18 protein-coding genes and 2 riboswitches are annotated in these 20,107 nt (G+C 45.5%); of the genes, 9 read left to right on the top strand and 9 right to left on the bottom strand.

What is annotated here, in order from left to right:
- Window positions 1-133 precede the first annotated feature (133 nt).
- The 7 genes from K7399_RS01105 (at window position 134) to K7399_RS01135 (ending at window position 8,366) form a co-directional block, all read left to right on the top strand.
- Entirely contained in the window at window positions 134-610 is a 477-nt protein-coding gene (locus K7399_RS01105; protein ID WP_028975704.1) for a hypothetical protein, read from the top strand.
- Between the two features lie 236 nt (window positions 611-846).
- Window positions 847-1,626, top strand: coding sequence for a glutamate racemase (gene murI, locus K7399_RS01110; RefSeq protein ID WP_028975703.1), 780 nt, complete (start codon window positions 847-849; stop codon window positions 1,624-1,626).
- Between the two features lie 548 nt (window positions 1,627-2,174).
- Window positions 2,175-3,113 carry an ABC transporter permease gene (locus tag K7399_RS01115; RefSeq protein ID WP_028975702.1) on the top strand — a complete coding sequence of 313 codons (939 nt, stop codon included), beginning with the start codon at window positions 2,175-2,177 and terminating at the stop codon, window positions 3,111-3,113.
- Between the two features lie 14 nt (window positions 3,114-3,127).
- The gene (locus tag K7399_RS01120; RefSeq protein ID WP_028975701.1) at window positions 3,128-4,066 is read left to right on the top strand and encodes an ABC transporter permease; all 939 of its coding nucleotides are present in this window, start codon (window positions 3,128-3,130) and stop codon (window positions 4,064-4,066) included.
- Window positions 4,067-4,084: 18 nt separating this feature from the next.
- A complete protein-coding gene (locus tag K7399_RS01125) occupies window positions 4,085-5,080 on the top strand; it encodes an ABC transporter ATP-binding protein (RefSeq protein ID WP_028975700.1) in 996 nt (331 codons plus the stop codon).
- A gap of 54 nt (window positions 5,081-5,134) precedes the next feature.
- Window positions 5,135-6,727: a peptide ABC transporter substrate-binding protein gene (locus K7399_RS01130; RefSeq protein WP_037562652.1), complete on the top strand. Its 1,593-nt coding sequence runs from the start codon at window positions 5,135-5,137 to the stop codon at window positions 6,725-6,727.
- A 646-nt stretch (window positions 6,728-7,373) separates the two neighbouring features.
- Window positions 7,374-8,366, top strand: a complete 993-nt coding sequence (locus K7399_RS01135) for an ABC transporter ATP-binding protein (RefSeq protein ID WP_028976195.1) — start codon at window positions 7,374-7,376, stop codon at window positions 8,364-8,366.
- Window positions 8,367-8,732: 366 nt separating this feature from the next.
- On the opposite strand, the gene K7399_RS01140 is transcribed toward K7399_RS01135, so the two are convergent.
- Together K7399_RS01140 and K7399_RS01145 are read right to left on the bottom strand one after the other, a co-directional pair.
- Window positions 8,733-9,530, bottom strand: a complete 798-nt coding sequence (locus K7399_RS01140; protein WP_028976196.1) for an HAD family hydrolase — start codon at window positions 9,528-9,530, stop codon at window positions 8,733-8,735.
- Window positions 9,531-9,795: 265 nt separating this feature from the next.
- Window positions 9,796-10,392, bottom strand: a complete 597-nt coding sequence (locus K7399_RS01145; protein WP_028976197.1) for a folate family ECF transporter S component — start codon at window positions 10,390-10,392, stop codon at window positions 9,796-9,798.
- Between the two features lie 62 nt (window positions 10,393-10,454).
- Window positions 10,455-10,561: riboswitch (THF riboswitch) on the bottom strand.
- A 494-nt stretch (window positions 10,562-11,055) separates the two neighbouring features.
- Here K7399_RS01145 and K7399_RS01150 point away from each other — a divergent pair.
- Together K7399_RS01150 and K7399_RS01155 are read left to right on the top strand one after the other, a co-directional pair.
- Window positions 11,056-11,712, top strand: a complete 657-nt coding sequence (locus tag K7399_RS01150) for an alpha/beta family hydrolase (protein WP_028976199.1) — start codon at window positions 11,056-11,058, stop codon at window positions 11,710-11,712.
- 5 nt (window positions 11,713-11,717) lie between these two features.
- The gene (locus tag K7399_RS01155; protein WP_051577807.1) at window positions 11,718-12,326 is read left to right on the top strand and encodes a GNAT family N-acetyltransferase; all 609 of its coding nucleotides are present in this window, start codon (window positions 11,718-11,720) and stop codon (window positions 12,324-12,326) included.
- Window positions 12,327-12,558: 232 nt separating this feature from the next.
- On the opposite strand, the gene K7399_RS01160 is transcribed toward K7399_RS01155, so the two are convergent.
- The 7 genes from K7399_RS01160 to K7399_RS01190 form a co-directional block, all read right to left on the bottom strand.
- Window positions 12,559-14,298: an adenine deaminase C-terminal domain-containing protein gene (locus K7399_RS01160; protein ID WP_028976200.1), complete on the bottom strand. Its 1,740-nt coding sequence runs from the start codon at window positions 14,296-14,298 to the stop codon at window positions 12,559-12,561.
- 14 nt (window positions 14,299-14,312) lie between these two features.
- Window positions 14,313-15,380 (bottom strand): ABC transporter ATP-binding protein, encoded by a 1,068-nt coding sequence (locus tag K7399_RS01165; protein WP_028976201.1) that lies wholly within the window; start codon window positions 15,378-15,380, stop codon window positions 14,313-14,315.
- A gap of 13 nt (window positions 15,381-15,393) precedes the next feature.
- On the bottom strand, window positions 15,394-16,182 hold the full coding sequence (locus tag K7399_RS01170) for an ABC transporter permease (RefSeq protein WP_028976202.1): 789 nt from the start codon (window positions 16,180-16,182) through the stop codon (window positions 15,394-15,396).
- Window positions 16,183-16,188: 6 nt separating this feature from the next.
- Window positions 16,189-17,010 carry an ABC transporter permease gene (locus tag K7399_RS01175; RefSeq protein WP_028976203.1) on the bottom strand — a complete coding sequence of 274 codons (822 nt, stop codon included), beginning with the start codon at window positions 17,008-17,010 and terminating at the stop codon, window positions 16,189-16,191.
- Window positions 16,997-17,947, bottom strand: coding sequence for a nucleoside hydrolase (locus tag K7399_RS01180; RefSeq protein WP_028976204.1), 951 nt, complete (start codon window positions 17,945-17,947; stop codon window positions 16,997-16,999). Before K7399_RS01180 ends, K7399_RS01175 begins: the two co-directional genes overlap by 14 nt.
- Window positions 17,948-18,058: 111 nt before the next feature.
- Window positions 18,059-19,099 carry an ABC transporter substrate-binding protein gene (locus K7399_RS01185; RefSeq protein ID WP_028976205.1) on the bottom strand — a complete coding sequence of 347 codons (1,041 nt, stop codon included), beginning with the start codon at window positions 19,097-19,099 and terminating at the stop codon, window positions 18,059-18,061.
- A gap of 167 nt (window positions 19,100-19,266) precedes the next feature.
- Window positions 19,267-19,369, bottom strand: a riboswitch (purine riboswitch).
- Between the two features lie 144 nt (window positions 19,370-19,513).
- Window positions 19,514-19,876 (bottom strand): Na-translocating system protein MpsC family protein, encoded by a 363-nt coding sequence (locus K7399_RS01190; protein WP_037562960.1) that lies wholly within the window; start codon window positions 19,874-19,876, stop codon window positions 19,514-19,516.
- Between the last annotated feature and the right edge of the window lie 231 nt (window positions 19,877-20,107).

Genomic DNA, 20,107 nt, shown 5'->3' on the forward strand with positions numbered 1-20,107 from the left:
GCGATCGTGGCATATGCGAAACAAGGGCAGTGCCATGATATGGTGATGCTTGAGCGTCCGCATCAATTGGGTAAGGAGATCGAAATTCTGATCAGCAAGACGAATTGAGTGATTGAAACGGGAGGAAGAAAAGATGCAGACCCCGCATAAGAGAAAGACATTGTTTTGTTATGTACTGATCGTTTTGCAACTGTTTCTCGGCATTGGTGCACTGTTTGGCGGCGGACTATTAATGATTGCTCCGGACGGCTCTCTGCTTGGCATGCCTTTATCGCTGCTCAAGTACAGTTCCTTTAACACTTATTTAATTCCTGGAGCGATATTATTTTTCGCGTTGGGCGTTTATCCCGTGCTTGTCGCTGTCTTTTTGATGACTGAAAAGCCCTTGCGTTTAGCAGAAACCGTGAATCTTTACAAGGAGACACACTGGACGTGGATGCACTCGCTTTATATCGGTTTCATCCTCATTATCTGGCTAACCATCGAGATCTATATTTTGCAAGGGATTGCGATCGTGCATCTCGTGTACATGTTTCTTGGACTCGCGATCCAGGCAGTTACGCTGCTGCCTTCGGTGAAAGCGCACTATACGGACACGGTGAGTGGGTAATGAGCAGGAGGCGTGGTTTGTGGATGCTCACTAAGCGAGGCTACCCCCTCAAACTTGTGACAAACCCGCGGGGAGTTGTAATGAATCAAACGCAGCAACGGGATGATGAGCGATTTGCTTTTTTTTTCACGTTAATGCGCACCTCGTCGAAAAGTGTACGCGGTTTTCTGTACAATAAAAAGGTGATACAATGAAGCAATGTTAGAGACAAAAATTATGAAGAAAAGTGATCGATAATGAACATAGCTGTATTTGATTCCGGCATTGGCGGCATGACCGTTTTGCAGCAAATTAGGAAACTAATGCCGAATGAAGATTTTCTCTACTATGCAGATACTGCGCATATTCCGTATGGAGAAAAGCCGAAAAATGAATTGAAAACGTATATTTTTGAAGCGGTTGATTTTCTCGTTGCCCGTGACATCAAAGCGCTGGTAGTTGCCTGTAATACGGCAACCAGTGCGGCGATTGAGGACTTGCGCAAGAACTATCCGATTCCAATAATCGGAATTGAACCGGCTGTCAAGCCCGCAGTGATTGAAAGCGAACCGGAGAAGAAAAAAGTTCTGGTAATGGCGACGAGGCTGACGCTAAAGGAAGAAAAATATCACCGCCTGGTTGAACGGATCGACACGCATGACATTGTCGACCCGCTTCCGATGCCGAAACTGGTTGAATTTGCGGAAGCGTTCGATTTTAACCCGGATGATATTGTTCCTTATTTACAGAAGCAGCTGCAACCGTTTGACCTGAATCAGTATGGCACGGTAGTGCTTGGCTGTACCCATTTCCCGATTTTTAAAGACATCATTGAGCAGCAGTTTCCTAAAGAAACCCATGTCATTGACGGCAGCCTAGGCACCGCACAGAATCTGAGACGAACGCTGGAAAAGCTTCATCAAATCGGCGGCGGCAGTGGTAAAATTACCTTCTTTAAATCTGGTGTGGCAGTCAAGGATGAAGAAACGTTAGCACTTTATGATCAGCTCTTGGAAAAGTTGAATGCAATCCTTTGATTGCAGGAACATAAGTAACCAAAAACAATCCGCTCTGACGACCTAGCGGATTGTTTTTTAGTCTTCAATCGTTAAGATAACTTTGTACTGATAAACCATGCATCATCAAGGGGTTATGACGTTTATTCAGAAAATTAATAATATTGTATAATTATTGACAAGTGAATTTTTTATGGCTATAATATTTTTATCCTTATATTCGTTCGTGATCTTGGATTCTTCCGTTAACCGGCGGAAAGCCCCTGGGGTCATCCGAATGGATAGAAGAACGATAGTAAAGCGCAGATTAACAAATCCTTATTGATCTGCAGGAATAGAGATCCGCGCATTGGGTTCTAATCGTCATCGATGATGATAGCCGTAAAATCGTTTAGATCATGATTTTTGGATAAATCAGCCGCTTTGTCTAAATGTCCTAGACAAAATCCAGCTCCTATGATTTTATAGAGCTGGATTTTATACATTTTTAATGCCTTTGAAAATTAATTTTCTGAAAAATAATTCAAGTCTAAAACAAATGCCAATTTTAAATAAGGGAAGGTTCCTCTATGCTGCGCTTTGTCTTAAATCGTTTTCTTGCAATGATCTTAACACTATGGGTAATTGCTACATTGACATTCTTGCTCATGCATGCGATTCCCGGATCACCCTTTAATAATTTGAACGGGAAAGTATTGAGTGATGCTGCAGTGAAAAACCTTGAGGCACATTACCATATTGATCAACCGCTGCCGATTCAGTACTTCATTTATCTTAAATCGATTGCAACGTTTACATATGGCCCGTCGATCAAGCAGCCTGCTCAAACGGTGAATGATCTGCTGGGCAGAGGTTTTCCGGTGTCGTTTGAACTGGGCATGTGGGCGCTTGTTGTGGCTGTTCTCACAGGTGTTTTGCTCGGAATATTTGCCGCATTAAAGCATAATGGCTTGATTGACTATCTGGCGATGACGCTGGCGGTTCTCGGCATTTCGATTCCAAACTTTGTCCTGGCAACACTGCTGATCCAGGAATTTGCCGTGAATCTTCATTTGCTTCCAGCCGGTACATGGCAAGGACTTTCGTACATGATTATGCCGATTATTGCGCTCGCAACCGGTCCAATGGCGATTATTGCGCGGCTGATCCGCTCCAGCATGCTGGAAGTTCTGACACAGGATTATATACGAACGGCTCAGGCTAAGGGGTTGCCCCCGTTTATCATTGTGATGAAGCATGCATTGAAAAATGCCCTTCTTCCTGTGGTTACCGTACTTGGAACCTTGGCGGCAAGTATTTTGACCGGAACGTTCGTTATTGAGAAAATTTTTGCAATCCCCGGGATGGGGAAATACTTTGTCGACAGCATTAATTCAAGGGATTATCCCGTCATTATGGGGACGACGATGTTCTACAGTGCATTGCTGATCTTGATGCTTTTTCTCGTCGATCTCGCTTACGGATGGCTTGATCCGCGAATCAAGCAAAGCAAGGAGGGGAGCAAATGACTCCTTCAAAGGGGATGCAAGAAAAAATAACGGCTCAGAATGTTCCGAATGCATGGTTTCACCTTCTTGATCGCAAAAAAACGGTACAACAATCGCTTGTCCGGCCGAGTGTTTCATATTGGAGCGATGCGTGGATTCAGCTTAAGAAAAATAAATTAGCGATGCTTGGTTTGGGTTTCCTGATTTTGCTGGGGATTGCCGCGCTCTTTGGACCGATTTTATCGCCGTACTCGGTGACTGCACAGCATTTAACTTTGCAGAACTTGGCGCCTTCGCCTAGTCATTGGTTCGGCACCGATGAACTCGGACGTGATGTGTTTACACGGACTTGGTACGGCGCACGCATCTCATTATTCGTCGGTGTGGTTGCTGCATTGGTTGATCTTCTCATTGGTGTTGCATATGGCGGAATCTCAGGTTATATCGGCGGGAAAACGGATCTTGTGATGATGCGAATCATTGAGATCCTTTACGGACTGCCTTATCTCTTGGTCGTCATTTTACTCATGGTTGTCATGGGCCCCAGCTTATTAACGATTATCGTCGCCTTGACGGTGACGGGATGGACGGGCATGGCGCGAATTGTCAGAGGGCAAGTGCTTCAACTGAAAAATTATGAGTTTGTTACGGCGTCCAAATCCTTCGGAAGTAAGCCCTGGCGTATTGTGCGAAAAAATTTAATACCCAATACAATGGGTCCGATTATTGTTCAAATGACATTAACCGTTCCATCCGCTATTTTTTCCGAAGCTTTTTTAAGTTTTCTTGGATTGGGCGTCCAGGCGCCTTTTGCAAGTTGGGGCGTCATGGCAAATGATGGTTTATCTGCGCTGCTTGCCGGATATTGGTGGCGTTTGTTTTTCCCGGCACTCTTTATTTCGTTAACTATGTTTGCGTTCAATATTCTTGGTGACGGCTTGCAAGACGCACTCGATCCGAAGTTAAGGAGATGATCCCCTGTGAAGAAACCATTGGGCAAGCTGCTTGAAGTGAAGAATCTGCATGTTTCTTTTCAGACGCATGGCGGAGAAGTCCATGCGGTTCGGGGTGTTGATTTTGACATTGAGCAAGGCGAAACGCTGGCGATTGTCGGCGAATCCGGATGCGGCAAGAGTGTCACGTCTCTGGCCGTGATGGGGCTGATTCCGAAACCACATGGGAAAATTGTCGCGGGATCGATTCAATTCAAGGGCACCGAGATCAGCACGCTTTCAGCAAAGAGGATGCGGCGCATTCAAGGCTCGGATCTATCGATGATTTTTCAAGATCCGATGACCGCGCTGAATCCGACCTTAACGATTGGCTCTCAGCTTACTGAAGGCATTATCTATCAAAAAAAATTATCCCGACAAGCGGCCCATCAGAAAGCGATTGAAATGCTTGAATTAGTTGGTTTATCCAATGCGGAGCAGCGCATGAAACAATACCCGCATCAATTCAGCGGTGGGATGCGGCAGCGAATTGTCATTGCCATGGCGTTAATTTGCAAGCCAAGCCTGATCATTGCCGATGAACCGACGACGGCACTTGATGTAACGATTCAAGCGCAAATCTTGGAGCTGTTCGATCAAATTCAGGAAGAGACAAACGTCTCCATGATCATGATCACGCATGATTTAGGTGTTGTTGCCAAAACCGCAGATCGCGTTGCGGTGATGTATGCCGGAAAAATTGTCGAGATGGGCGACAAACGCGATATTTTCTACCATGCCAAACATCCCTACACGCAGGCATTGCTGAATGCGATTGTCCGTCTCGATTTGCCCTCGGACACCTTAAAGCCGATTGAAGGGGCGCCGCCGGATTTATTTGCGCCGCCGCAGGGCTGTTCGTTTTGCGACCGCTGTCCGTTTGCAATGGAAGTTTGCCGTCATGTTCAACCGCCTACGACTGCAGTTGATGATCACCATACTGCGGATTGCTGGCTTTTAGATAAAAGAGCAGATGCTGCTTTGGCAAAAGGTTGAAATCTATTAATAACGGGAGGAATTCATTTGAAAAAGTTGTGTAAGAACGGTTTCATGCTGGGTATGGCTCTTTTACTCGTGTTCGTGCTTGGCGCGTGTACCGCAAAGCCGAATTCATCAAATGAAAAGTCAGATGGCAAACAGGTTTTGAAGTTGAACAATGGCGCAGAGCCAACATCATTTAATCCGCCGATCGGTTTTGATGCTCAATCTTGGAATGCGCTGAACAACTTGATGGAAGGGCTGACGCGTCTCGGTAAAGATCACGAACCACATCCGGCATCTGCTGAAAAGTGGGATGTTTCTTCGGATGGCAAGACCTATACCTTCCATATTCGCAAAGATGCGAAATGGGATAATGGTGACGACTTAACGGCCGGAGACTTTGAATATGCATGGAAACAACTCTTAAATCCGTCAACCGGCTCACCGGCTGCGTTTCTCGGTTACCTCATTGAAGGCGGCGAAGCCTATAATATGAAAAAAGGCTCTGCCGATGCTGTACAAGTGAAAGCCGTTGATGACAAAACCTTAAAGGTTACGCTGACCGCACCGCAGTCCTATTTTCTTAATATGATCTCGAACCCGGCGTTCTTTCCGGTGAATCAAAAAGTTGCGGAAAAGAATCCGAAGTGGTATGCCAATGCCAAGACATTCGTTGGAAATGGTCCCTTTAAGCTTGCTTCCTGGAAGCATGATTCAAACATGGTCTTTAAAAAGAGCACGACCTACTGGGATAAGAAAAGCGTGAAGCTTGACGAAGTCGATTGGGCAATGGTTAACGATACCAACACTGAGTACCAAATGTATAAAACGGGTGACCTCGACTCGGCGAGTGTTCCGCCGGATCTGGCCAATCAGCTGTTTAAAGAAGGCAAAGTTAAGGTTGACCCGCAAGCCGGCACCTATTTCTTTAGCATGAATGTGAAGATGAAGCCTTTTGATAATGCCAAAATCAGAAAAGCGTTTGCGCTTGCCGTGGATAACAAGCAAATTGTCGATTATGTCGTGAAGCAGAAAAATGATCCGGCGTACGGTTTTGTTTCTCCCGGATTTAAAGATCCGAGCGGGGAGGATTTCCGTAGTCACAATGGCAATCTTTATAAATATGACCCTTCAGAAGCGAAAAAACTGCTTGCAGAAGGGATGAAAGAAGAAGGCTACAAGACGCTGCCGCCAATTACGCTGACCTACAATACAACCGATATTAATAAAGCCATTGCAGAAGCAGTACAGGAAATGTACAAGAAGAATCTCGGCGTATCGGTGAAACTGGCCAACATGGAATGGAATGTTTACGGCGTGGATCAAAAGAAAGGCAAATTCCAATTCTCACGCGGTTCTTTCCTCGCGGATTACGGCGATCCGATCAACTTCCTTGAAAACTTCATCACCGGCATGCCGATGAACAGCATGCAGTGGAGCAACAAGGAATACGATCAGCTGATCAAACAGGCGAAGAATGAGAAAGACGATGCGAAACGTTATGCGCTGATGTATCAAGCAGAAAAGCTGCTCATCAAAGAAATGCCGCTGTTCCCGGTTTATTTCTACAATCAAAGTGAACTGCAAAACAGCAAGGTTAAAGGCATCGTTCGTCATCCGGTCGGTTATATGGAATTGAAATGGGCCACCAAGTCGAACTAACCGTTGCCCCTATGGCTCATGTTTCATCAAGCCGTTTTCCGCGCTTGTGGAAAACGGCTTTTCACAGGAAAAGAAAGTATAGAATTTGCCCTGTCTTCAAATCAATAGCTCAGTGTCTTGACCGAGAATCAAAGCGGAGGTGTGGTGCGCCCGCGGCAAGCGAGTAACCGAAGCGACGATTCAGCACCGAAAAGACACGAAACCATCACATGTGGCTGGAGATAAAGGACCAAGCACAGCTTGGTTTTTCTCACAGGTAAAGAAAGTTTATGATTTTGCTTTGGTGTAGAACGATAAGCGGCAATTTCATCAATAAGAGTTAGCTCGAGACACGAAAGCGCGAGACGCCTGCGGGAACAGCGAGCCAAGGAAGACCCCGCAGATCAATTGCGTGTCCGAGGAGGCTTCCGGATCGCCCGCGGCAAGCGAGCAGCTGGAGTGTCGTTTGTGCACAAGGTGATGAACAAAGCCCGAATGGAAGGCGGAAGTAAGGACCGGGCGCTTTTTGCCCGATTTTTCTTAAAAGACAAAACGATCATGCAATAGGAATTGAAAAGCGGATTGATCCGGTGCAACACGGACGAGTATTCTGCAGATCGAAAAATGCATTTGGGCATATAGGCTTTTGTGGAAGGAATGATGGCTGATGGGGACCTCCCCGCTTCTAAAAATAGACCACTTGAAAAAATATTTTGAGGTTGATCGAAATCAAACTTTGAAAGCCGTTGATGATGTTTCGATCGCCATAAATTCTGGTGAAACACTGGGCATTGTCGGCGAATCCGGCTGCGGTAAATCGACACTCGGCCGCACAATCATGGGGCTTTATGATAAAACAGAGGGACATATTGCGTTCAATGGCCGCGCGGTCGATCAAATGACGGCTTCAGAACAGTTTCGGCTGCGTCGCAACATGCAGATGATTTTTCAGGATCCCTATGCCTCTTTGAATCCGCGTTCAACCGTGCTGGAACTGATCGCTGAACCGCTGGATATTCACAAAGCTTATCAGAACGGTAAGGAACGCAGAGCAAAAGTGGAACAGCTGCTTGAGGAGGTCGGCTTAAATGTCAGCTTTCTGAATCGATACCCGCATGAATTCAGTGGCGGCCAAAGGCAGCGTATTGGGATTGCACGTGCGTTGGCACTTGATCCTGAATTCGTTATTGCCGATGAACCGATCTCTGCTTTGGACGTATCGGTACAGGCCCAGGTGGTTTTTCTCTTGAAACGGCTTCAAGAAGAAAAGGGCTTGACGATGATGTTCATCGCTCATGATCTCTCGATGGTTAAATACATCAGTAACCGAATTGGGGTCATGTACCTTGGTCATCTTGTCGAGTTGACGACAAGTGAGGCATTGTATGAGAAACCGCTGCATCCGTACACGCAGGCACTGCTTTCAGCCATTCCGATTCCTGATCCCGACATCGAAGAAAAAAGGGAACGGATTATTTTAAAGGGAGAAATTCCAAGCCCAATCGATCCGCCAAGCGGCTGTATTTTCCGAACCCGCTGTCCGTTTGCCATGGATGTGTGTGCAGAGAAACGTCCGGCGTTTGTGGAAGTGGAAAATGGCCATTTTGCAGCCTGTCATCTTCACACCAAGAAAACGCCGAAAGTCACCATTCGTGCTTAAGCTGCGATTCTAGCCGTTCTGCAAGGCGATTGTTTCATCACTCTTCCGCTAAGCCATGATCACTCTCTTTTTTACTGCCTCTCTAATTCGGAGAGGTTTTTTATTATTTAAGTGTGCAGCGGATAAGGGTGTCTCAAAAGTCAATTGACTTTTGAGACACCCTTAAAAAAACGTCTATTTTGGGATTAAGCGCGAAGATGCGAGACGCCTGCGGAGCGTTCCCGTTGATCGCGAACCAAAGGAGAGCCTGCAGGCTTTACAGGATCAGCTGAGGAGGCTCCTGGATCGCCCGCGGTTGCGCTCTGTTGATCGAGCAATCGGAGCACAGTATAAATCCAACCCCCTTTTGGATCGTCCGGGGTCGCCTTAGTTTAAAAACCATTTTTCAAGGATCTGTGCGACGCCATCCTCATCATTTGTACCGGTACGCATTGTTGCATCTTTTTCTAATCCTGGTGTTGCATTGCCCATTGCAACCGAGTAGCCGCAAGCCTTGAAAAGATCGAGGTCATTCCAATCATCACCAAAGGCTGCAACCTGGCGCATTGAAATGGCATGTTTTTGACAAATTGCTGAGACTGCGCTTGCTTTAGATATCTGTTTTTCCATAATTTGCAGCAGTTCGCCTGCATCGGTTTCAACGACACTCAGCTGCGCTCCAAAATTCATGATATAGTGCTTTGTCTCTGTGGAACAGTGAAAAAGTAGCAGTTTATTTGCGGGAATCGATGCAAGTCTTTTTTCTGAGACAATGGTCGGCGGAACAAACATGTGCTTGCGGTTTTGTTCATAAACGGCGTTTGACAGAGCGTATAGTACGTCCTCAGATTCAATAGACAGTTTATCTTGTTCCTTGTTGCGGCAAACTTGGGTAATGATTTTTGCGGCGATTGCCGGGGAAATCGTGAAGCTCGATGTATTGCCACTAAGATCACGACAATAAGCGCCATTATAATAAACAGCGGAGACATTCTTCATAATGATAGAAGGAAGCAACGCTTTTACCGAACGTGGCGGACGAGCCGTCGCGATAAATAGCGCGATGCCTAATTGCCCGCAGCGCAGCAAAGCGTTTTGTGTCCGTTCTGATAGTTTCTTTCGAGAATTGAGCAGCGTACCGTCTAGATCAAAGACGAGTGCGCGAATGGATCGGAAATGGTTCATCGATCGCTCACCTCTTGCCTTTCTGTTATCATGCTAGTATCAGAGTGCATGCCGCTTTTTTTCGTGTGTTTTGCTTGAAGGAAGTGTACAGGAGAACCTGAGAAGTGTCAATGATTGCGGACCGGTAAACGAGTGATCCCAGCCATTTTTTATCGCTTTTTCGAAATGAAAAATGCCCACTTCAGCGCAACAGATCGCATGCATCTGTTGAGGCGAAGGGGCTTTTGATTTTATAGAGTGTTTTGGGAGTTGTTTTCGTTAATGATCAGATCAGTGAGATTCGGTTGTTGTTCTGAATCGGGATCAGATGCGCCCGCGTCAGCACCGGCAGTAATAATTGTAGTAATATAGTCAGCAGGATTGTCTCAATCGGCAGCATCACGAGATTTTTGATTAAGCTGTTGACAAAGAAAAACCAGTAGCCTTTGCCAAAAAGCATTTGACTCCAAAGGCATCCGAGACCAACGTTCACACCCAAGTTGACAACGAGCTTGGCAGTAAAAAGACGCAAAACGGAGATCCGTCTTCGATAGAGAAACAAGCCATAGATGAAACAACCAAGGATGGAAGAAAGCGTATAACCAGGGAAAAAGACACCGAATGGGTGGGCGATGTAGCCGACAAGATCCATTACAGCACCGGCAAAGATGCCAAGTAACGGACCATAGATCATGGAGCCGAAAGCAACGATGAGAAACGTGAAGGAAAGATGCAGATTCTGAGCAATAGGGATGGAGAAATAACCGATCACAACACTGAGCGCAACGATGATTGCTGCAAACGTCAGCCGGTTCAATTTGCGTAGTTCCGCAGCGGATGCCTTCCAGTAGGCAGCGGTAAATACAGAAAAATCTTTATCCATTATAAAATCCTCCTCATGTTTGGCAAGGTTGCCACATAAGGGAGGACAAAGCTCCGATATGCGGCAGCGGGATGCGATTCTTGCACGGCAAACGGTGCCAGCACCGTTTTTCGTCCCGGGGACAACTCCCCGTCCCCCAGGCACGTAACCCACAACAATCTACTCTGCCATTGATCAACTCTATTTTAGTCAATTCTAGCGACTAACGCAATTATTTTAAGGATGGATTGATGCTGGAGAGGCAGAGCATGATCCGGATCAATGCCGGTGGGGAAATTTGCGATTCCTCGATCAGTATTGTAATCTGCTTGTCTATTGTTAAACTAAAAGAAATGAAGAAGTGAGTGCCTCTGTCCCAGTCTGAATACGGAGGACTTGGCTACCGATACACAGAAAGGCGCGCTTATGACGTACCTCAATCACTTAAACGCGTTTTAGTAGGAAGGGAAAAAGAATTTTGTGAAACATTTTGCCTATAGATTTTTACAATGGCTCGTCTTTCTTGGCGAATGGCTGCTGTTTTTCAAACTCATGGAGTTGACACCTTTGCTGTATCTGTCGGGATTCATCGAATGCTTATCTATCCTTCTTGTTACGATTCTTGCATTCGCAGTGACCGTCATTGTCTTTCGTAATCGTTAGTTCTCGTGAGGAGTGAATCGAATGAATGTTTCGGAAAAGCGTGTCGAAGCTTCTGGGCATAAGATTAATTATACGCACATCGACGTGGGCTCAAATGCGGTATGCTTCATGTTTTCCGGTATCGGCTATTTGTACGACAAACCGCTTCTATACTATGCGACGATGGAAATGCTTGAGCATGGCATCGATGTCGTTCATGTGCACTATCATTTTAAGAAAAAAATACTGAAAAAATCTTTTGCAAAAAAATGTCAGGACATGATGAACGTTATTCGGCCGGTCATCGATGCGGTTCTGGCGGATCAGGCCTATGAACGCTGCCTGTTTTTAGGTAAATCGATCGGTACGATTCCGATTGCCGGCGCGCTAGTAAATCAGGAAAAATTTAACGATGCTCCGATTATTTTGTTGACGCCGCTGATCACGTATGATGAAGTGTTCATGAACTTGCTCGAATGCAGGCATCAAGGATTGCTTGCGATTGGTGATAGAGATCGTTTTTACGATGCAGACCGGGTGAAGCAGTTAAAGCGGACGCATTTGACTATTGAGGTTATCCGTAATGCCGATCACTCGCTGAATGTCGGCACATTGGATACCGCTGTCTCCATTACAGCACTGGCTCAGGTGATGAGAAGTCTTGATGCAGTGATTCAAAAGTTTAAACTACAAGGGTGAATGTGATGATTCGTTATGAAGGAAAACAAATCGTTGTTCGGGACTGGATACCGGCAGACAAGGACGATTGGATCTACTGGACGTCGCCAGGCCGGTACTGGCAAACGTTTGACGGCCCGTATTACCCGCGCCGATCAAAAGAGGAAGTGGTTGAACAGGTCGAGGCCCATTATGAAAAAATAAGCAATGGCACATTAGCATCGCCACGAACCCGGCTAGCGATTGCCGATAAAAGGACGGACAAGTTGCTCGGGAATGTCGGCTGGTATTGGGAGAGCAAGGAGACGAACTGGCTATGTGCCGGGATCGCCATTTTTGATCCAAAGTTCTGGGGCGACGGACGCGGCTATGAAGCCTTTGGTTTATGGACCGATTATCTGTTTCAAGCGATGCCGGAGATCGTTCGCGTTGACCTGCGCACCTGGTCCGGGAACTTTGGCATGATGAAGCTGGCGGAGAAGCTCGGCTATACCAAAGAAGCCTGCTTCCGCAAAGCGCGCATTGTTGACGGAAACTATTATGATTCAATTGGATTCGGCGTACTGCGCGAAGAGTGGGAAGCCTGGCATCCTGAAGGATTTCAAAAGGAATTGGTGGATCAGGCTTCATCCTAAAATTCACTTTATGCGGAAGTGGTAACGAAACGTTTTAAAAGCGTTTGATACAACTTTACCGGCATTAGCTACGCTTTTTCGTGCGTTTGATACAACTTTTCCGATTTTGGATACAACTTCCTGCGTTTGCTTTATTGCGGATTTAAACGATTAAGAAAATCTTTATAGAGAAGGAGGCTCCCCTTGAATGGAAGCCTCCTTTTTCTGTTATTTTGATGCTGATTATCATTTTTTACTTGATTTTTTTCTTGCCTTTAACCGGCGCAACAACTAAAGGAACGACTTTGCCTTTGTTGACATCAATCAACCCAAAGTCGGTGATTTTCAGTGCCGGGCTGACGGCTAGGGAGTGTGTGCACAAGGACATGATCGGATTGTAGTGAACATACCCCAGCTGCTTCATTGTGCTGCGTAATTGAGCGACCGCTTGGCCTGCTTCTTCAAAGGGCAGTTCGGTAAGAATACCGCCGAGCGGAAGTGCAAGCATGGATAGGACGCGGCCGTCACGTACAACGCAAATGCCGCCTTGATGACGGATGACCGCATTGGCGGCTCGTGTCATATCGGATGTGTTATGACCAATGACCATCAAGTCATGATTATCATGGGAATAGGTGGTCGCAATCGCACCTTCTTTGATCGTGTCGCCGCTAACCAGACCGAATCCCTTGTTGCCGTTCTTGCCATACCGTTCGAATACGCTGATTAACGCATAGGGACTCGACGCCCAATCCAGTTGTTCATTTCTAATCATCAATGTGTCGAACGTTTCTTCAGTAAACGTTGTTCCATCCTTAACGTCCATGATTCGGCAGCGATAACGCCCATCCGGGTAGGAGAGACGCACATTAAAGTCCTTTTCAGATAACGGCGCAAGTTTCACAGATTGATAAAATGCCTGCGGAAATTGACCGCTATGTGGATGATCAGCAGCTGAATACTCAGCATCATAAACTCTTTTTCCCTTTTTAAATACCGATGCGATCGTAAATGCTTTGAGCGAGGAGAGCAGGACAAAATCAGCGAACCGTCCGGGACTGATTGCACCGCGATCCGATAGTTTCATGCGCTGTGCCGGAGCGTATGTACTTGCATAAATCGCATCTTCAGGACGCATGCCCATCTGAATCGCTTTTTTAACAAGATGATTCAAATGACCGGTTTGGGCGAAAGAATCCATCATGACGTCATCAGTGACGAAGCAGAAATGTTCCTTAAACTCATCATGATCGATCAAATAATGCATGACCTCTTCCGACATCGACTTTTCCTGAATTTCAACGAAAACGCCTTGCTTGAAACGCTCCTTGAGACCTTCAACCGTTTGCAGTGTGTGATCTGAATTCACGCCTGCATAGACGACTCTGCTAAGATCAAGGTCAAGCAGTTTTGGGACATGTCCTTCAATAATCATCTCCGGGTAATGGGTCTTTATATGATGAATAATGCGGCTGATCTTTGCGTTCGGCTTTGAAATCACATCAACGTAGTTCATCACTTCACCGAGGCATCTGACCTTGCCGCTCTGAATTAATTCATCAATCGCTTTTATATCAATGTCGCCGCCATTCGTTTCCAGGCTTGTCGCAGGAACGGAGCTAGGAATGGCATAGAACATATCCGCAGTGCAAGATTCGCTGGCACGGATCATTGCTTGAACCCCTTTTAAACCGAAAACATTAGCGATTTCGTGAGGCTCAGGGATAATGGTGGTGACTCCGTTTTTGATTAAACCGTATGAAAAGGTACTCGGGGTTACCATTGAACTTTCGATGTGCAGGTGAATATCAATCAGACCGGGAATAAGATAGCCGCCATTCCCGTCCATTGTTTCCGATGCGTCGAATTGATCGATTGATTCCGTTCCCACGTAGAGAACGCGATCACCGCAAACCGCAACATCTGCTTTGATAAACTTTTTTAAGAAACTGTTGAATACATTGACATGTTTGATTAAACGATCAACATGCATGATGAGACCTCCTATTAATCAACGTTGACCAGCTTGTCCATTGGAAAGAAAAGATGAATCGTGGTTCCAACCGCAAGTGGCTCGGTTTCGCTGCCGCAATTGACGTGGAAAACGCCGAGCGGGGTGAGCACCTTGTACTGGTAGGCTTTTCCCAAGAACGTACTCAGCTGGATTTGTCCGGTCAAGAAATTCTCGCCAGCTGTCTTGGCATCCGCAGGGGCACACAGTTCGATATCATCCGGACGGATCGCCAATTTAAGTGAGGTTTCCGACTGCACGTCGGCATTTGGCGTTGTACGAAATTGTCCATGCGCTGTGGAAAAAACAACGTCATTGCCGTCGTTGGCGCGTTTGCTACAGGTAATGAAATTTTTAAAACCGATAAATTGGGCGACAAATTCGCTTTTCGGATAGCGATAGATTTTTTTCGGCTGGTCGATCTGTTCAATCATTCCATGATTTAAGATCGCGACTTTATCGGAAATTGAGAAGCATTCTTCCTGATCATGAGAGACATAAATGGCGGTAATTCCCAGTTCTTGCTGAATGCGACGAATTTCTTCGCGCATCGTCACACGCAAGTTTGCATCGAGGTTGCTTAACGGCTCGTCAAAGAGCAGAAGATCCGGTTCGATAACCAGTGCGCGGGCGATCGCTACCCGTTGTCGTTGTCCTCCTGATAATTCAGCGGGAAAACGTTTCTCGAAACCCGTTAGATTGACGACTTGAAGGATGGCTTTTATTTTCTTTTCAATCGTTTTTTTGTCCATTTTGCGCAGACGAAGACCAAACGCGATATTATCAAAAACTGTTAGATGCGGGAATAAGGCATAGTTTTGAAAGACGAAGCCGAAATGGCGTTTGTTGATCGGCAGGCGTGTGTAGTCTTTTGCGTTAAATAGAAACTGTCCTGTTTTTGCTTGCAAAAAGCCGGCAATCAGGCGCAATGTCGTGGTTTTTCCGCAGCCGCTCGGACCTAAGAGCGACAGAAGCTCGCCCTTTTCCACCGTTAAATTGAGATCTTTTAAAATCGTATTTGGACCGTAAGCGACGGATACATCATTTAGAGAAAGAAGTGACATCAGTATGCCTCCCTTAGTTTTTCGTGAAGTAGGATAAGCCCATTAATCGTTCGATTACATACATTAATGCAGCGGTCAGCAGCATCATCAGTACGGAAATGGCTGCGATGGTCGGATCAAAATAGTTCTGCACATATTGCAGCATCTGGATCGGCAGCGTACTGACACCGGGTCCGGTCATGAAAATTGAGATGTCGACGTTATTAAAGGATTCCAAGAATGCCAGCACCACAGCAGCGATTAATCCGGAGCGAATGTTGGGCAGGACAACTTTGAAAAAAGTGGCAAACCTGCTTGCGCCAAGACTGATTGCTGCTTCCTCGATTGAAAAATCAAAATTTGCTAAGCTTGATGCGATGACACGAATGATAAACGGCAGCATGATGATGGCGTGCCCAATTAATAGACCGGTGTAAATGGAAAACTGGTAGGCAACAATCACGTATTTGAGCAGAGCAAATCCCAGTACAATGCCGGGAATCAGCAAAGGCGAGATGAAGAGCGAATTTAAAAATTTCTTACCCCAGAATGGATAGCGGCTGAGTGCGTACGCTGCTGGCAGCCCAACCAATAATGCAATTAAATTGCCGATAATCGAAACAATCATTGATGTTTTAAAGGTTGAGAGAAACCCTTCAGTCTCGAAAATATGCCGGTACCAGTGAAACGACCAGCTTTTCGGCGGGAAGCTAAGGTAGCTGTCTGCACCGAATGAGGTCACAATAATAATCGCCAGCGGACCGAGCAGAAAAATGAATGTGAGAATGGTAAACAGAGCAAGAACGGGATTGTGTTGCTTCATCGACCGTTACCCCCTTGAATTTAATTTGTTGGCAGCCAAATTCATCAGCCCAACAATGGTAAAGGTGACAGCTACCATGATCGTTGCGACACTGGAAGCAGTATGCCAGTCATTTAAGGTCATTGCATTCTGATAGAGATAGACAGAGATGACTTGTTCTTTGCCTCCTAAAAGTGCTGGCGTGGTATAAGCAGTCAGACTGCCAACGAACACCAAGATGCTGCCAATAATCAGCCCGGGCACGCATAGTGGAAAAATAATTTTGCGAAATGCGACGAAACGGGAAGCACCCAGACTTTCCGCGGCTTGTACCAAATCATCACTGATGTTCTCCATCACACCGACCAAAGAAATGATCATTAATGGTAAAAACAAATGAACCAAGCCAATAATCATCGACGTCGGCGTGTATAAAAGGTTGAGCGGCTCCTTGATTAGGTGCAGATTCAGAAGCAGTTCATTCAGAAGGCCTTTTTTGCCTAAAATGATCATCCAGCTGAATGATCGGACAATTGCACTCGTCAATAATGGAAAGACCGACAGTCCGATTAAGACGGATTTGATTCGACCATGCAGTTTCGCGATATAGTAAGCAACAGGCAAGCTGATTACGATACACAGCAGTGTGGTAAGGAGGCTTACTTTCAGCGTGTTGATCAGAATTTGAATGAAATACTTATTTTTAAAGAATTCCATGTATCCATTAAAGGAGATCTGCCCTTGATCGCTAAACGTCGAACGGATAATCAAAACAATAGGGATAATCATAAACAAAAAGAGAAAAACAAGACCGGGCAGTAAAAATAAAAAAGCTTTATTTTTCTTCATGAAACGATTCTCCTTTTAAGGTTTGCACGAAAAGATTTAAAAAGCGTTCACTCTGAACCGCGGTACAGACATGAATCGTTGCTGCCTTGCCCCAGCGATTCTGAAAGTCGCAAATCGTCTGTCCGTCACATAAATCACTGTTTGTTTCAACATCCACATAGTATGCCTGCTTCTGGAGGAGTGACGGATCAAGGGCAGCACCGACAGCGAGCGGGTCATGCAAGGCACAGGCGCGCACGCCGGTACGCCTTTCCGACACCGCAAGATATTGTGCGGTTGCCTGCCGAACGAATGCTCCAAAAGGAGAGGAATCCAGCTTCAGAAGATGCTTTTCGTTTAAACGGACTTGCCGAGTGACATCCAGTCCAACAAGCGTAATCGGGAGACCGGAGTGAAAGACAATTTTTGCTGCTTCCGGATCGACATACATGTTGAACTCGGCAACGGGCGTGATGTTTCCATAACCCTGTACAACGCCGCCCATGATGACCGTTTCTTTAACTAGAGCGGCGATCTCCGGTTTTCTCGTCAGTGCTCGAGCAAGATTGGTCAGTGGAGCAGTCATGATTAGCGTCAGCTCATGAGGATTTTCCTCGATTTTCTGAATAAGAAAATCGATTGCATCTTCTCCTTCAGAAAGCCGTACCGGTTGATTGGCGAGCGCCCCACCTAATCCGTCCTTTCCATGGACGCGATGCTCATAAACCGGGGTGCGGTTCAATGGTTTCTCAGATCCTTTGCGTACCGGAATGGACGGTTCAGGATTCATCCATTGAATGACTTTGTTGGTGTTGAGAAAAGCCTGATCAAGTGAGACATTGCCTGAGGTCACGGTAATGCCGAGAATATCAAAGGCATGGGATTGTACGGCTAAGATGAGCGCAAGTGCATCATCAACTCCGGTATCTACATCTAATAGAACCTTTTTCTTTGTCATTGGCTTAACCCTCCTGATGGCCGAGAAAATCAAATGGGTGAGCCAGATTCTGGATCACCCATTTGATTTTTCAGGCAAGAAATCGTTTGTTCTCAAGTGGCGGACAATCAATTAGTGAATTTCTTGATTCCAGCGATTGGTCCAAGATTTCAGATTTTTATTAACGAATGCCATGTCCATTTTTTTCAATGACTGAATTGCATCAGATCCATAAGTAAGTCCGGAAGCTTGTGCATTGGTTAACTTAACCGTCTGATTCGTTGGCGAGTCAATTTTCGCTTTGGCAGATCGCTCTTGGGCTTCTTTACTGATGACCCAGTTCATGAATTTTTCCGCGAGTGCTTTGTGTTTTGTACCTTTGACGAGGTTAACCGTGTTTTGAATTGCATAGGCGCCTTCTGAAGGGACAACGAATTTCGCAGCAGGTTCTGCTTTTTTTATATCGCCAAAATACATTTCCATCATTGGTCCGGCGGCCGCTTCACCTTGTGAAAACATATTTACGAATTCAGAGGTTTGGTTGTAATATTTAACGACCTTTTTATTCAGTTCGTTTAAGTTGTTAAAGGCATGATCCTCATTAAAAGTATTACCGGAATGACTTGAAGCGATGTCAACAAGCATTGGCCCGGATGTTGACGTAATATTTGGCAGTGTCAATTTTCCTTTTAATTCAGGTTTCCACAGATCTTTCCAAGAATTAATCGGTGTTTTCACTGATTTCGTGTTATAGACGATACCAAGTCGTGAAATCGTATAAGCCGGACCATAGGATTTGCCAAGCGGTGCTTGAGCGATCGGGTACAGTTCTTTAAGATGGGTTAGCTTGCTTGAACCAATTTTTTCAAAAAGGCCTTCATCAATCGCTTGCTGAGCAAAGTAGTCCGACAGATACATAATATCTACCTTCGAGTTGCCTTGACGAATTTTATTCAGCCGATCCGCATTGTTTCCGGATTCTACAACAATTTTGACATGGTTCTCTTTTTCGAATGGCGCATAAATTTCTTTGTTGAAGAAATCTTGATCAAAACCCCAAGTCGAAACGACGAGTTCCGTGGGCCCTTTGCCGGATTTGTTTGATGAACTGCATCCTGATAAGGCGAGCATGGCAACGAGTACTGCAGAGACAATGACACTGAGTTTTTTCATGAGTATTTTCTTCCCCCAATAGCGGATGGTTTATATAAAATGAATAGTACCGGTGGTTAGCGTTTGGATTGAGCCGTGCCAATCCAATACAACAAAAAAATCTGAACCCCGAAATTCCGGTTGTTCAGACTATGAGAGGGGAGCCTTAAGAACCCTAGTCGAGGATTCTTGAACTCCTTTTTCTTCATAGTCCGATGTTTGCAGTGGTATCGGGTAGAGACGCCCGGACCGTATTACCGGGCATATATGAATAGCTATTCAGTTGTAAAAAAACAAAGAGACTCCCGGTTAGAAATGAAGCATTTCCAACCAAGAGCCCTTTCTCGTAAACAAAAAACAGCCACTTGACAGATCAATAATGTGGGACCTGCAATTAAGAATCAATCAAAAATGCGGGAACCCGGCTATTTGATTTTAATCGGATGTAATCACGTTAGTGATTGTCCAAGGGGTTGACGGATCGTAATCCCGTAGAACCGTTTCGACCGATAAACCCAGTTCAATCTCTAAACGTTCTCTAAGTCGCTTTTTAAAAATCCGCGACATTTGTGCATCGACTTCTTGCTGCAAAGAGGGAACTTCCTGCTCCAAAATCCGAGAGCGGGGAGAGCGCCGATGCTTCGAGCGGAAAACGATCAAGTCCTCCAGAATTTCAACCCGAAGCAGTACCGCACCCATTCCGAATAATTCTTTTGAAATCTGATTGTAGATTCGAGATAGGTTTTTCTTCAAGTCGCTCGAGTCATTTGAAATGGTGATCACCTTACAATCAAGCATACTATTGGGTACTCGGTTATTATAAAATAGAATGTTCCGGTTATGCAAGTATCTTTTTGGAAAAAGACGAATAATAGATGGAAGATAATTAGATACGTTCGGACTTTGAATGCGCAATTACGCAGTAGTCATCAGAAATTGGGAGTATAAGTCCCTATTTCAATGAAAAAGGCATAGCCATGGTCTTAGCAGACGTTATGTACTTTGCGTAAAACGTATGGACTTGAAAAT

The sequence above is a fragment of the Sporolactobacillus terrae genome, assembly GCF_019930545.1.
GTDB classification, from domain to species: domain Bacteria; phylum Bacillota; class Bacilli; order Bacillales; family Sporolactobacillaceae; genus Sporolactobacillus; species Sporolactobacillus terrae.